This is a genomic window from Tropicibacter sp. Alg240-R139 (genome assembly GCF_900537075.1).
Classification (GTDB): Bacteria; Pseudomonadota; Alphaproteobacteria; order Rhodobacterales; family Rhodobacteraceae; genus Falsiruegeria.
This window is the reverse complement of the sequence record NZ_UNRA01000002.1, coordinates 883,447-896,866: the sequence shown is the minus strand read 5'-3', so window position 1 is coordinate 896,866 and position 13,420 is coordinate 883,447. Positions and strand designations below refer to the sequence as shown.

Below are 13,420 nucleotides of genomic sequence, written 5' to 3'. Positions count from 1 at the left end.
CCGATAAATGCGGACCACCCCGTGATCAGTATCAGTCGGTTTCTGCGCCGCCATCGGTGTTCAGGCTTTCAACCAGACCGGCCAGCTCGGCCGTCGCGTCGTTGGCGCGGGCCTCGATGCCAAAGGCGTTTAGCAGCTGCTCTTGCACGCGCAGCATGTTCAGCTGGTAGCTGCTCCACGACAGCTTGCGGTCACGCACAAAGTTGCCGTCTGCGTCGATGCCAGAAACGATGGTTTCGTCCAGGGTCACTGGGCCATACCCGATCAAGCGGTTCAGGTGCACAGCGGTGCGGCCCAGGTTGTTCTTGCCGCTCTGCAACGCCATGGCAAAGCCTTTCAGCTCACCCCAATGCTTGACGTAGGCGCGGTATGCCTTGGCGCGGGTCTCGTCATCTGCGGCTTCGCCGATCTTGGTGATGTCCTTGTAGACCGAACCGGCGTATTTGAACGCGGCTTCGGCCAGAACCTTTTCCCAGTTCTCTTCGATGGTCGCAGCATAGGATTTCAGCTGAGCGCGCTGTTCGTCGGTCAGGCTTTCGCCCTGCGCCGAGGTGATCAGTTTACGACCTTCGATGAAGGCGGTCATGATGTCGATCATGTAGGTGGTCTTGCCCGTCTTGTCGGCACCGGCTGCATAATAGGCAGGACCAAAGACGTATTCGGTCTTCAGGTCAACCACGCCATCACCATTGGCGTCTGCAACAGTCAGATCTTTCATTTTGGCGATGTTGTAGTTGTCTTCGGCACTCAGGCTCAGGCTATGAGCCGCGGCGCCGAAATAGCCGAACGCCTCGTCCCAGACGTGCTCTTTGCCAGTATAGGCAGCACCGTCCTTATAGGGTTTGCCGTTTGGTTTGGTATCGGCTTCCAGCTTTTCGTCCAGGTAGTTGTCGACCGCCTGATTGTAGGCCATCGCCCCCATGGTGAACTTGGAAATCAGCTGACCCCAATCATAACCGTTCGCCGCATCATAGCCGCCCTCGGACTGCGATGCGTGCTTGATCATGTGGGCCAGAACTTCGCGGCCAGTCAGATCACCGGGCCATGCAGGCATCGCACCGTCATAGAACTTGCCCGAGATGTTCTTGCCCTCGGAAATCTCGTTCAGAGTGTTTTGCTTGATCGTGAAATCGCCTTTGCTCGTCGGGGCGAGGATATCCAAATCGCCCTCGGCACCGTTGAAGTACAACAGCAAAGCCGCTTCGATCTCGACCGCATTTCCACCGCCGTCCCCTTTGCTTGCCAGCTTCTTCAGGCTGTCGTGCAGTACGTGGCGGGCGATCTGACCCGAATAGGAAACCGAGTTGGTTTTGTTGCCTTCATAGCCCTTCACGGTAACCGGAAAGGGACCATAAGTTTCAGCAGCATTTGTAGCACTGGCGAAAAAGGTCGACGCAACAAGTGCAGTTGTCAGTTTCAAAGACGTGCGGGGCATTTACTATCCTTTGTCTATCCTTGAGTGATTTGCTCAAGTAATTATTCCCGAGTGAAACACTAAATTTTTACCCCTTCTGTCAAGCGGAAATTTACATTCTGTAGAAATTCAATGCGATTTGGCGGCCGATCGCCTTGTGATTTCGGGAATTTGTAATGCAGCCAAAGGTGTTGCAATGTCCTGGGATGCTGCACGGCCCGAGGAAGCCCGCCAAGCGCTCAATCTCTGCGCGACCGTGAAGACCCCATTGCCTTTGCCACCATTGTGCACGCCGCAGGCGTGTCCACCGTTAAAAAGGCCGCGCTTGCACCATAATTTCATTGAGCAATCACGCGCGAGATAGGCGACAGCACACGCCCAGAACAAACGCGAGCGGTTGTTCTGGCAACGAGGGGTCAAGGGAGTTGGAGGCCCTGAGTTAGTACGTCTGGCCTGGTGACAATCACTTAGTTTCCGGCCAGGCGATACGGAATCCGTGATGGGTTGTGGCACTGTCGGAAGAGGTCCCAGACCGAGCAGCCACCCGGTATCGGTAGCAATAGGATCGGTGGCACAAGTATGATCCTCCCTTGGACAGCTTAAAGCCTTTCATCCCCGCCAACCGTTGCCGGACGTGCTTCTTCAGCGACCTGATGCGAAACGGCTCGGATGTCCATTCCCAGACATTCCCCACCACGTTGTAAAGGCCATAACCGTTTGACTCAAAACTGCGCGCGGGCGCGGTGGCAAGGTAACCGTCCGCCCCGGTATTGGTCTTTGGGAACTGCCCCTGCCAGATGTTGCAGGGCATGAAATCGGTGTCATTGGGCTCTTGATCGCCCCAGGGGAACATCACCTCGCCCAAGCCACCGCGCGCGGCGTGTTCCCATTCAGCCTCACTCGGGAGCCGTCCACCAACCCAAGCGGCATAGGCCTGCGCATCGTTCCACGACACCTGCACAACCGGATGATCCGGGAACCAGGCGTCATTTTGCGTGCCTGGCCCGTTGATATCGCGCCAGTTGGCACCATCCTCGCGACGCCACCATTCTGCACCGGGCACCGCCTGTTTCGGACCAACTCCATCGGGCAGTTGCGACCAGAAGACAAATGACCAGCCGATGCGCTCGGCTTCGGTCACGTATCCCGTGGCCTCTACAAAGGCTTGGAATTGCGCGTTTGTCACAGCTGTGGTTGCCATACGGAACGTTTTGACCTTGGCCCTGCGCAGCGGGTCTTCGCCATCATCACGGATGATCGGCATGTCGGTTCCAACCAGAGCTGTTCCGCCGGGGATCGACACCGCATCTTCGACACGGAGTTGGCCTTTAACCGGGCGCGTTTGAGATTTCGGAGCCTGTCGCGGTTCAGTTGCGGGCGGACAACACCCCGTCTTTGGAGTCTCTTGGGTCATTCCACACCATTATTGGTGCAGACCGCCACGGTCCAGTCCGTTTCCGTGTGATCCCATGTTGCAACAGCAACCAAGGCTTGGACAGAATGACGCGTGGCGTTCACGGCGGAACTTGTTGCGAAACCGAAAGGTCACGATGATACTTGTCATGACAACTCCAATTCAAACGGGCAGGGCAAATGACAGAACACAATGTGCTGGACGGCGAATACGACTATGTCATCGTGGGCGCCGGAACAGCGGGTTGTGTGCTGGCCAACCGCCTCAGCGAAGATCCCGGCACGAAAGTTCTGCTGCTTGAGGCGGGGAAGTCCGACAACTATCACTGGGTGCATATACCGGTTGGGTATCTCTACTGCATCGGAAATCCGCGCACCGATTGGATGATGAAAACAGCAACCGAACCGGGCTTGAACGGGCGATCACTGGTCTATCCGCGCGGCAAGGTTCTGGGTGGCTGCACCTCGGTCAACGGCATGATCTACATGCGTGGTCAGGCGGCGGACTATGACGGCTGGCGGCAGATGGGCAATCCCGGTTGGGGCTGGGATGATGTGCTGCCCTATTTCCTCAAGTCCGAGGATCACCATGCCGGCGACAGTGAGATGCATGGTTCAGGCGGAGCCTGGAAGGTGGGTAAACAGAGGCTGGAATGGGAAATTCTGCGCGCCGTGCAAGAGGGGGCCAAGGAGTTCGGAATTCAGCCACGCGCCGATTTCAACGATGGCAACAACGAAGGATCCGGATTTTTTGAGGTCAACCAAAAGAACGGCGTGCGCTGGAACACGGCCAAGGGGTTCCTACGGCCCGCAATGAAACGCCCGAACCTGCGGGTGATTACTGAGGCCCACACCGACCATCTAATCCTCGATGGCAAGACTGTGCGCGGCGTCCGGTTCCGCCACAAGGGGCGAACTCTGGATGCGATGGCCCGTGCCGAGGTTCTATTGGCAGCCGGAGCCATCAACTCGCCCAAAATCCTGGAACTTTCGGGCATCGGCAATCCCGACGTCCTCTCGGGATTGGGGATCGAGACACTTCACTCCAGCCTTGAAGTGGGCGAAAACCTGCAAGATCATCTGCAGATCCGCACCGTGTTCAAAGTTGAAAACGCCAAGACCCTGAACACGATGGCAAACAGCCTGTGGGGCAAGGCCAAGATTGCTCTGGAATACGGGTTGAAGCAATCCGGCCCGATGTCGATGGCGCCCAGCCAATTCGGCATTTTTACGAAATCCGATCCCTTGATGGCAACGCCTGATCTGGAATATCACGTACAACCGCTGTCGACCGACAAGCTGGGCGATCCTTTGCATCCCTTTCCAGCCATCACTGTCTCGGTCTGCAACCTGCGTCCCGAAAGTGTTGGGTCCAGCCATGTCACGACAATGGATCGTGACACGCATCCGGACATCCGGTTGAATTACCTATCGAGCGAGAAAGATAAGATGATCGCGGTCAAGTCGGTCCAGCAAGCCCGCATGATCATGACCGCAAAGGCGCTGGAACCGTACAATCCAACCGAGATCCTGCCTGGCCCGGCACTTGCCGACGACGCCGCCTTGCTGAAAGAGATCGGGAATATTGCTACCACAATCTTTCATCCGGTCGGCACCTGCCGCATGGGGCCTGACCCGAAGTCCGTCGTCGATCCCGAACTGAAACTGCGCGGTCTGGACGGCCTTCGTGTTGTCGATGCCTCGATCATGCCAAGAATAACATCCGGCAATACAGCGTCTCCGGTCGTGATGATCGCGGAAAAAGCCGCAGATCTGATCAGAAAATAGGCGGTACACGACCGATCGTAAGTCGGATCTTTCTAAAGTTCTTCTTTACTAAGCCCCAAGAATATTTGCTTTGCTTTTAATGTCAGCTTGAGAAATGGATAGGCAACCCACACAAATATGGAAGCCGCCCATGAGTATTGACGCCCGGATCACGGATGATCTGATATCGAACGGGATCGAGTTCGTGACGACCGTTCCCTGCAAACAACTGGCCGGGGTGATCGAGGAAATCGACGCGCGGCCCGAGATCCATCATGTGCCCTCGAACAAGGAAGACGAAGGCATGGGCCTGTGCGCCGGGGCCTGGATGGGCGGAAAACGCCCCGCCATCATCATGCAAAACACTGCCATCGGCGTCACCATCAACACGCTGGCCACGCTGACGCAGTACTATCGCATGCCCCTGCCGATGCTGATTTCCTACCGCGGAGAGCTGCGTGAACCGGTCGCCTGCCAGGTTGAAATGGCCGTTCATACCAAGGCGCTTCTGGCGCAGCTCAACATCCCAACCTACCATTTTCATTGGCAAAAAGATGTCGAAGAGCTGGACAACATCCTGAAATACACCTTCATGTGCAACAAACCCGTGGCGATCCTGACCGACGCCAATTTCTGGGGAGGCTATGGCGACCAATGATCCGTTCAGAAATTCTTAAAGAGATCGCGCCTATCCTGCGCGAGCAACTTGTGGTCTGCAACATCGGTATCCCCAGCCAGGAACTGCATGCCATCGACGACCAGCCCAGCAACTTTTACATGCTGGGTACGATGGGGCTTGCCTCGTCGATTGGGCTGGGGCTGGCCTTGGCGCAACCAAAACCGGTGGTGGTGATTGATGGCGACGGCTCGATCCTGACCAACCTCGGGACCTTGCCGACGATCGCCAACAACGTGGCGGACAACTATGTGCTGCTGATCATCGACAACGGGTCCTATGGCTCGACCGGGGATCAACCGACCTATGCGGGGATGAAAACCTCGCTGACGGCGATGGCGCGCGCGGCGGGCTGCGAGAATGTGGTCGAATGCAAGGCCGAAGACACCGGAGCCGCCCTGCAAGCGGCGTTGGACAGCGGCCAGATGACCGTGATCGTCAGCAAATGCGAAAGCGGTAACGCCAAGATGCCCGTCATCACAATGGACCCCGTCGTCATCAGGGACAGGTTCATGAAGGCTGTTGCCAGCTGATGAGTGCATCCGCGATCCATTCGGCCAAGGACGCAAGACGCCTGGCCAAACAGCGCCTACCTTGGATGGTCTTTGACTATATCGACGGCGCAGCCGGACAGGAAACAGGAGCCGCGCGAAACCGCGCGGCGCTGGACGCGATCACGCTGCGACCCCGCATCCTGCGGGACGTCGGCCAAAGATCACTGAACACAAATGTATTTGGGGCGCCAACCGAGCGCCCCTTTGGCATCGCACCCATGGGAATGTGCAACCTTTCCGCCCCGGGCGCGGACCTGATGTTGGCCCGCCTCGCCGCACGCTACAAAGTTCCGCACGGGGTTTCGACGGTCGCCTCAACCCCGATGGAACAGATCATCGAAACCGCCGAAGGCCACGCCTGGTTTCAACTCTATTTCAGTGGCGACGGCAGCGGCACCTTCAAACTCGTGGAACGGGCAAAATCAGCAGGCTATGAAACCTTGGTTCTGACTGTGGATGTTCCTGAAGTGGGCCGCCGCCCGCGCGAACTGCGTCATGGCTTCACCATGCCCTTTCGGATTGGCCCCCGGCAATTCGTGGACTTTGCCCTGCACCCACGCTGGTCACTGACGACGTTGTTCAAAGGTCGCCCGACGATGGCGAACTTTGACATGCCCGGGTTCGAATTCGACCGGACCGAAAGCCGCGCCCGCGCGACATGGGACACGCTTGCCCGCTTGCGCGAGGCCTGGCCTGGTAAACTGGTGGTCAAGGGCGTGCTTGACGTAGACGATGCCCGGCAACTGGTTGCGGCCGGTGTGGACGCCATCCAAGTGTCCAGCCACGGCGCTCGACAGCTCGAAGCGTCCCCTGCCCCCATCAGCATGCTGGCGCGCATCCGGGCGGAACTTGGGACCGAGTATCCGCTGTTTTATGATTCCGGCGTACGCTCTGGCGAAGATGTGCTAAAGGCGCTGTCGGTTGGCGCCGATTTCACCTTTATCGGGCGTAGTCTGCAATTTTCCATCGCCGCGGGTGGTGAATCTGGTTTGCACCAACTTTGGGATGTTATCAGCAGTGAATTGGACATCGCCATGGCACAAACCGGGCTGACGGAACTAACTGACATCCGCGACTGAAAACCGCTCTTCTTTGACACCCCATATGGCCAAAATGAAACCACCGCGAAGTCTCCTTCGCGGTGGTTTCTTTCTCTTGGCGTCCGCGACGGCTTAAACAGCCATCGCAGCGCATTCACCAACTATCAGGTGTCGTCAGCTTCGTAGTAACCGTAGCTGCCGAACAGACCGTCGGTATAGCTACCATCGTCAAAGTCGACGTAGTCATACGATCCGACCATACCTGAACCCAGCGAATAGCCGTAGTTCGACGCATAATATGGATCATAGTCTACCTGACCGGTTTCACCGTCGTAGTAGTAGTAGTTGTACGCGACGTCATCACCCAGGCCATAATAGTCACCCGTGGAGTACGAGTAGACGTAGTAATAACCAGAGTCGCCGTTTTCGGTGGTGTAGTAGTAGTAGTCACCGGAAGTAAGCCCCTGAGAGCCGTCATCATCGTACGTGTAACCGTAGTAGAAGTCTCCGGTTCCGGTGTCATACCAGTAGTAGTAGTATGTCGCGCCGGACGCCTCGTCATCGGCCTCGTAGTAGCCGTAGCTGCCGAACTGACCGTCGGTGTAATCCCCGTCGTCAAAGTCGACGTAGTCATACGCGCCAATCATGCCTGTGCCCAGGGCATAGCCATAGTTGTACGAGTAATACGGGTCATAGTCGTACTGACCGGTCTCACCGTCATAGTAGTAGCTGACGTAGGCATAGTCTTCGTACTGGCCGTAGTAGTTCCCCGACGYCGCCGAATAGACGTAGTAGTACGCCGAGTCGCCGTTTTCGGTGGTGTAGTAGTAGGTACCACCAGACGACAGACCCTGAGAGCCGTCGCTGTCGTAGGTATAGCCGTAGTAGAAGTCGCCAGACCCCGAGCTGTCATACCAGTAGTACCAGTATGTCGCGCCAGAAGCCTCGTCATCGGCCTCRTAGTAGCCGTAGCTGCCGAACTGACCGTCGGTGTAATCCCCGTCGTCAAAGTCGACGTAGTCATACGCGCCMAWCATGCCTGTGCCCAGGGCATAGCCATAGTTGTACGWGTAATACGGGTCATAGTCGTACTGACCGGTCTCACCGTCATAGTAGTAGCTGACGTAGGCATAGTCTTCGTACTGGCCGTAGTAGTTCCCCGACGYCGCCGAATAGACGTAGTAGTACGCCGAGTCGCCGTTTTCGGTGGTGTAGTAGTAGTASTCACCAGMCGWCAGACCCTGAGAGCCGTCGCTGTCGTAGGTATAGCCGWAGTAGWAGTCGCCAGACCCCGAGCTGTCATACCAGTAGTACCAGTATGTCGCGCCAGAAGCCTCGTCATCGGCCTCGTAGTAGCCGTAGCTGCCGAACTGACCGTCGGTGTAATCCCCGTCGTCAAAGTCGACGTAGTCATACGCGCCCAACATGCCTGTGCCCAGCGAATAGCCATAGTTGTACGTGTAATACGGGTCATAGTCGTACTGACCGGTCTCACCGTCATAGTAGTAGCTGGCCGCGGCATAGTCTTCGTACTGGCCGTAGTAGTTCCCCGACGCCGCCGAATAGACGTAGTAGTACGCCGAGTCGCCGTTTTCGGTGGTGTAGTAGTAGTAGTCACCAACCGACAGACCCTGAGAGCCGTCGCTGTCGTAGGTATAGCCGTAGTAGAAGTCGCCAGACCCCGAGCTGTCATACCAGTAGTACCAGTATGTCGCGCCGGAGTACTCGTCGTCAGCTTCATAGTAGCCGTAGCTGCCGAACAGACCGTCGGTGTAATCCCCGTCGTCAAAGTCGACGTAGTCATACGCGCCCAACATGCCTGTGCCCAGCGAATAGCCATAGTTGTACGTGTAATACGGGTCATAGTCGTACTGACCGGTCTCACCGTCATAGTAGTAGCTAACCGCGGCATAGTCTTCGTACTGGCCGTAGTAGTTCCCCGACGCCGCCGAATAGACGTAGTAGTACGCCGAGTCGCCGTTTTCGGTGGTGTAGTAGTAGTAGTCACCAGCCGTCAGACCCTGAGAGCCGTCGCTGTCGTAGGTATAGCCGAAGTAGTAGTCGCCAGACCCCGAGCTGTCATACCAGTAGTACCAGTATGTCGCGCCAGAAGCCTCGTCATCGGCCTCGTAGTAGCCGTAGCTGCCGAACTGACCGTCGGTGTAATCCCCGTCGTCAAAGTCGACGTAGTCATACGCGCCCAACATGCCTGTGCCCAGCGAATAGCCATAGTTGTACGTGTAATACGGGTCATAGTCGTACTGACCGGTCTCACCGTCATAGTAGTAGCTGGCCGCGGCATAGTCTTCGTACTGGCCGTAGTAGTTCCCCGACGCCGCCGAATAGACGTAGTAGAACGCCGAGTCGCCGTTTTCGGTGGTGTAGTAGTAGTAATCACCAACCGACAGACCCTGAGAGCCGTCGCTGTCGTAGGTATAGCCGTAGTAGAAGTCGCCAGACCCCGAGCTGTCATACCAGTAGTACCAGTATGTCGCGTCTGCGCCATCGTCGTCAGCTTCGTAGTAGCCGTAGCTGCCAAACAGACCGTCGGTATAGTCACCATCGTCAAAGTCGACGTAGTCATACGAGCCGACCATACCCGAACCCAGCGAATAGCCGTAGTTCGACGCATAATAAGGATCGTAGTCAGCCTGACCCGTTTCGCCATCATAGTAGAGATAGTTGTAGGTTACATCCTCGCCCAGGCCGTACACGTTTCCGCTCGAGCTGGAGTAGACATAGTAGTACGCGGAGTCACCATTTTCAGTCGTGGTGTAGTACTGGTATCCGCTATACAGACCCTGAGATCCGTCAGAGTCGTACGTGTAGCCATAGAAGTAGTCATTTGTGGTAGGATCATACCAATAATAAAAATATGTCGTAGACATTGTTTCCCCCTAAATGCCGCAAAACCCTGGAAAAATTAAGGCTAAGCGGCAGCTAGATTAAAGTTACTGAAGTTTTGCTCCTTCTTGATTTCCTCTCTTTAAAACGCCTTGCTGTTCCAGTTGTTCGAACAGGCCATTGAGTTTATTTCGAAGATCATTTGCACAAGGCATAGGCATGACAACCCGCGCCACGGGGTGCATTGTATTGCCGCCTTGTCCGGTTTGATCCATTCGAGAAACCCCAACTTCCATTCGGAAATTCGCACCGTCGTAGACCAGTGACACCACTGTATCGCCGAAAGTTTCGCGTACAGTGTAGTCGGAGACGTAGTCGGGTTTCTTCGTATTGTCTTCCATTCGAGATTTAACCTCTCATTTTGATGTTATCAAAAAAGTTAACGTTCGCGCAAGCTCCTTTCAAAACTCCTCTTTAGCGGCTCAAAAACGTACTGCGCGAATGTACGCTCCCCTGTTTTTATAAATGCCTCCACCTGCATTCCGGAATAAAGTCGATTATCTCCAATATCATCAGGCACTTGAATATTGGAAATTCTGACAGGATAGAATTCCAGACCAGTTGTTTCATCCACATCCCGGTCAGCCGCGATATATTCGACTTTTCCATCCAGAAGCGGGGCAAATGGGATGTCCAGAGCACTAAGGCGAACAAGCGCCTCCTGGCCCATGTAAACCCGGTCGATGTCGCCGGCCAAAACCTTAACTTCAGCCACCAGATCAGCAGGTTGAGGCAGCAATTCAACTACTTCACCTCCGCTGCCCAGAACGCCCCCGATGGTATTCACAGCGCGGCGCACGACCACGGCATCGACTGGTGAGCGCACGGTGCTGCGGCGAATGACGTCACGCGTTTCTTCGATCGCGGCGGCAAGTTTCAGCATATCCAGGCGAAACGTGACGACCTGCTCTGCGGCCAATTCAACCCGGTCCTTTTCTAGAGCGTAGATCTCTTGCTGGAAGCCCAGAATACGCTGTTCAATCTCGCCAATCTTTGAAGCGACCTGGCCCACGCGGCCATCCAATTCGGCCATTTGACCACGAACGTCATACACTCTGGACGCTCCGACAAGCTGCTTGCCGTAGAGCGTTTCGACATCAGCCAATTCCGCCGTCGTCAGCGCTTTTTGTTGTTTGTAGGACACCAGTTGCACTTTATAGCCTTCGACTTCGGCCTTGGCGGCTTCAATCTTGCTGCGCAGAGTTCCGGCCTGTGCAGCCGAAGCTTCGAGCCGTGCTTGAAATTCCCGATCCTGATCTTGCATCAGGGCAGCCACTTCTTCATCGCGCTTGGCGATGTCTATCAGCCAAGCTGGATATGTGATCTTAATCTCGCCCTCGCGCTCGGCATGAAACGCGGCTAGGCGTGCCGCAGTGCTGTTCATTTCGGCAATGTAGGTACGCAGATCCGATGTGGCCTGTGTCGTGTCCATGCGGATGATAACATCGCCCGCTTTGATCTCTTCGCCTTCGTCCACAAAGATTTCAGAGACGATCCCCCCTTCGAGGTGCTGCACAATTTGGTTTTGGCCGCGAGCCATCATGTTACCCGCGGCAACCGCTGCACCATCGAATTTCAGGTAGGCGGCGGCAAAGCCAGCCGACATCAGGATCAAGATCAGAACAAGAGTTCCAAAGCGTAACGTCGGGCTGAGATCTGTATTCTTTTCGAGGCTCTTTCTGATGTCGTCAGTCGAATCGGAGGGTCCGGTTTTTTTGGTCATGACGGATCAATCCTCCTTGATCAGACGGAGTTTCCCGCCGGTATTTGGGCCCTGCATACGCTTTGGGGGGGCCGCCTTGCTTTTTGGTGCCTGTGCCTTTCCATTTCCGTGTGCCGGTGCTGATTGCGGGTTTGACTGTGTGGGCGCCGGCTTCGCGGTTGGCGGAGGCAGCGTATTGACAGGCTTTGCCCCAGGCCTTGGCCCACCCCCTTGCGCTGACCCGGCGGGGCCGCCCGCAGGTGGTCTGCCACGCGAGGGTTGCATCGAATTGGGCTGGTGGCCTGCAGGGGGCTGCTGCGGCGGTGCCTGCGGAGGACGCTGACCTGAACCGCCCTCGCCCCCCAGTGGCTCTACCATGCCATTGTTCATGCCATAGCGGGTGCCGGCTTGTTGCGCCAAGGGGCCGCGCGGCGAAATGAGAACCACGGTACAGCCATCTTTTTTCAGCTTGGCGACTACATCGGACAGGATCTTGGCTCCAGCCTGATCCAGATACATGTCCGGTTCGTCCAGAACCACCAGCTTGGGAGACCCGTAGATGGCACGGGCCACCAGCAGACGCCGATACAGGCCGGGTGCAAGGTGATCGCGGACATGACCCATCGGTGTGTCGACACCGGCCGGCATTGCACCGATTTCGGCCTCCATTTCGACCGCGCGAATGGCCTCCCACACCGCGTCAGAGCCATCTTGCTGGAACATCGATATATTCTCGGCCACCGTGCCCGGCAACGCATCAGAGGTCTGAGGCAGGTAGCCCACCATGCCCAACAATTGTTTACGGGGGTAATTTCTAAGCTCGGCTCCATCCAGTTGAACAGACCCGGCCGTCGGGTCCAAGGATCCTATGATCAACTGTGCCAAGATGGTTTTCCCGGCCCCACTGGGACCGTTGATCGCAACCAACTCGCCCGAGGCGATCGTCATGTTCACGCCGCGCACTACCGGCTGTTTACGCACCCCTCCCTGAGGCATGTAAACAAGGCCAGTCAGTTGCAGTGCCCCGCTTTCAGGGGGACTGTCATACATGGTCTCGCGGTCAGGGCGTGACAGCATAACCGAAACCCGGCGATAGGCTTCGCGGGCGGCTTTGTATTTGACGTGGCCAACGATGGTGCCATCAATCGGAGACATGGCGCGGGTCAGCAAAATTGATGTCGCCAGGATCATGCCGGGGTTCAGCTCTCCTGACAGGGCCAGCATCGCCGCCGCGCCCATACCCACGATCTGCGCAGACAGACGCGTGGCCTGAGACAGACCATCAACGATGTTGCGACCCCTACCGGCCTTGCGCATGTCCGTGACATATTCAAGCTGTCCGGCCAGCCATTTGCGCCCGACTTGATCTGTCATGCTCAGGGCATTTACCAGCCCCCCTTCCGACGCAAAGCGGGAATGATCGCTTTCGGATTTCTTAAGCTCTTTGGCCGCAATCATCTGGCGCTTGGCAAAGAAGTAAGACGTGAAGAGAGCAAGCACCATCATGATCCCGCACATCACCAGGCCCAAATATCCCAAGACTGGGTGAATCAGGAACAAAACGAACAGAAAAAGGGCCGTGAATGGAAGGTCCATCATGTTCAGCAATTCGCGGCTGCCGATGAACTGTCGGACCGTGTTGACATCTTCCAACGGTGCCATTCTCGAGGGCATCGTCATCGCCGGTCCCAGTGACTTCAGGATTACCTTTTCGCCAAGGCGCAAATAGACTTTGTTGCCCAGTCGCTGCAGCAAAACAGCCCGCACGACCCCTAGCATTACTGCAAACAGAATTGCCACCAATGCCACACTGGTCAATGTAACAAGAGTCTCCAGACTTTGGCTGTTCATGACCCTCTGATACAGCTGCAAAATGTAAATGGGCGATGTCAGGAGCAGAACATTGTACAGAAGCGAAAAGCATACAACGGCTGTCACAGCCAGATAATC

The 13,420-nt window shown here is 56.2% G+C and carries 10 protein-coding genes; 4 read left to right on the top strand and 6 right to left on the bottom strand.

Going from position 1 to position 13,420, the window contains the following annotated elements; all coding sequences use genetic code 11:
• Window positions 1–31: 31 nt before the first annotated feature.
• Window positions 32–1,435 (bottom strand): DUF4856 domain-containing protein, encoded by a 1,404-nt coding sequence (locus tag G6R15_RS11980; RefSeq protein WP_164660069.1) that lies wholly within the window; start codon window positions 1,433–1,435, stop codon window positions 32–34.
• 442 nt (window positions 1,436–1,877) lie between these two features.
• Window positions 1,878–2,828 (bottom strand): formylglycine-generating enzyme family protein, encoded by a 951-nt coding sequence (locus G6R15_RS11975; RefSeq protein ID WP_164660068.1) that lies wholly within the window; start codon window positions 2,826–2,828, stop codon window positions 1,878–1,880.
• A 179-nt stretch (window positions 2,829–3,007) separates the two neighbouring features.
• On the opposite strand from G6R15_RS11975, the gene G6R15_RS11970 reads away from it, so the two are divergent.
• From G6R15_RS11970 to G6R15_RS11955, 4 genes are all read left to right on the top strand, one after another.
• Complete coding sequence (locus G6R15_RS11970; protein WP_164660067.1) at window positions 3,008–4,615, top strand: GMC family oxidoreductase; 1,608 nt, start codon at window positions 3,008–3,010, stop codon at window positions 4,613–4,615.
• A 130-nt stretch (window positions 4,616–4,745) separates the two neighbouring features.
• Window positions 4,746–5,252, top strand: coding sequence for a sulfopyruvate decarboxylase subunit alpha (gene comD, locus G6R15_RS11965; RefSeq protein ID WP_164660066.1), 507 nt, complete (start codon window positions 4,746–4,748; stop codon window positions 5,250–5,252).
• On the top strand, window positions 5,249–5,803 hold the full coding sequence (gene comE / locus G6R15_RS11960; protein ID WP_164660065.1) for a sulfopyruvate decarboxylase subunit beta: 555 nt from the start codon (window positions 5,249–5,251) through the stop codon (window positions 5,801–5,803). The genes comD and comE overlap by 4 nt, the downstream gene beginning before the upstream one ends.
• Window positions 5,803–6,903: an alpha-hydroxy acid oxidase gene (locus G6R15_RS11955; RefSeq protein ID WP_164660064.1), complete on the top strand. Its 1,101-nt coding sequence runs from the start codon at window positions 5,803–5,805 to the stop codon at window positions 6,901–6,903. The genes comE and G6R15_RS11955 overlap by 1 nt, the downstream gene beginning before the upstream one ends.
• 125 nt (window positions 6,904–7,028) lie before the next feature.
• Here G6R15_RS11955 and G6R15_RS11950 read toward each other — a convergent pair whose 3' ends face one another.
• From G6R15_RS11950 to G6R15_RS11935, 4 genes are all read right to left on the bottom strand, one after another.
• A complete protein-coding gene (locus G6R15_RS11950) occupies window positions 7,029–9,752 on the bottom strand; it encodes an RHS repeat domain-containing protein (RefSeq protein WP_164660063.1) in 2,724 nt (907 codons plus the stop codon).
• A 63-nt stretch (window positions 9,753–9,815) separates the two neighbouring features.
• A complete protein-coding gene (locus G6R15_RS11945) occupies window positions 9,816–10,109 on the bottom strand; it encodes a hypothetical protein (RefSeq protein WP_164660062.1) in 294 nt (97 codons plus the stop codon).
• A gap of 38 nt (window positions 10,110–10,147) precedes the next feature.
• Window positions 10,148–11,491, bottom strand: coding sequence for an HlyD family type I secretion periplasmic adaptor subunit (locus G6R15_RS11940; protein WP_164660061.1), 1,344 nt, complete (start codon window positions 11,489–11,491; stop codon window positions 10,148–10,150).
• A gap of 6 nt (window positions 11,492–11,497) precedes the next feature.
• The gene (locus G6R15_RS11935) at window positions 11,498–13,270 is read right to left on the bottom strand and encodes an ATP-binding cassette domain-containing protein (RefSeq protein ID WP_205520511.1); all 1,773 of its coding nucleotides are present in this window, start codon (window positions 13,268–13,270) and stop codon (window positions 11,498–11,500) included.
• Window positions 13,271–13,420 lie beyond the last annotated feature (150 nt).

Excerpts from the sequence above, each read along its gene's own strand:
- G6R15_RS11955 (WP_164660064.1), top strand. The coding sequence starts at position 5,803 with ATGAGTGCATCCGCGATCCATTCGGCCAAGGACGCAAGACGCCTGGCC.
- comD (WP_164660066.1), top strand. The coding sequence starts at position 4,746 with ATGAGTATTGACGCCCGGATCACGGATGATCTGATATCGAACGGGATC.
- G6R15_RS11945 (WP_164660062.1), bottom strand. The coding sequence starts at position 10,109 with ATGGAAGACAATACGAAGAAACCCGACTACGTCTCCGACTACACTGTA.
- G6R15_RS11980 (WP_164660069.1), bottom strand. The coding sequence starts at position 1,435 with ATGCCCCGCACGTCTTTGAAACTGACAACTGCACTTGTTGCGTCGACC.
- G6R15_RS11975 (WP_164660068.1), bottom strand. The coding sequence starts at position 2,828 with ATGACCCAAGAGACTCCAAAGACGGGGTGTTGTCCGCCCGCAACTGAA.
- G6R15_RS11940 (WP_164660061.1), bottom strand. The coding sequence starts at position 11,491 with ATGACCAAAAAAACCGGACCCTCCGATTCGACTGACGACATCAGAAAG.
- comE (WP_164660065.1), top strand. The coding sequence starts at position 5,249 with ATGATCCGTTCAGAAATTCTTAAAGAGATCGCGCCTATCCTGCGCGAG.
- G6R15_RS11970 (WP_164660067.1), top strand. The coding sequence starts at position 3,008 with ATGACAGAACACAATGTGCTGGACGGCGAATACGACTATGTCATCGTG.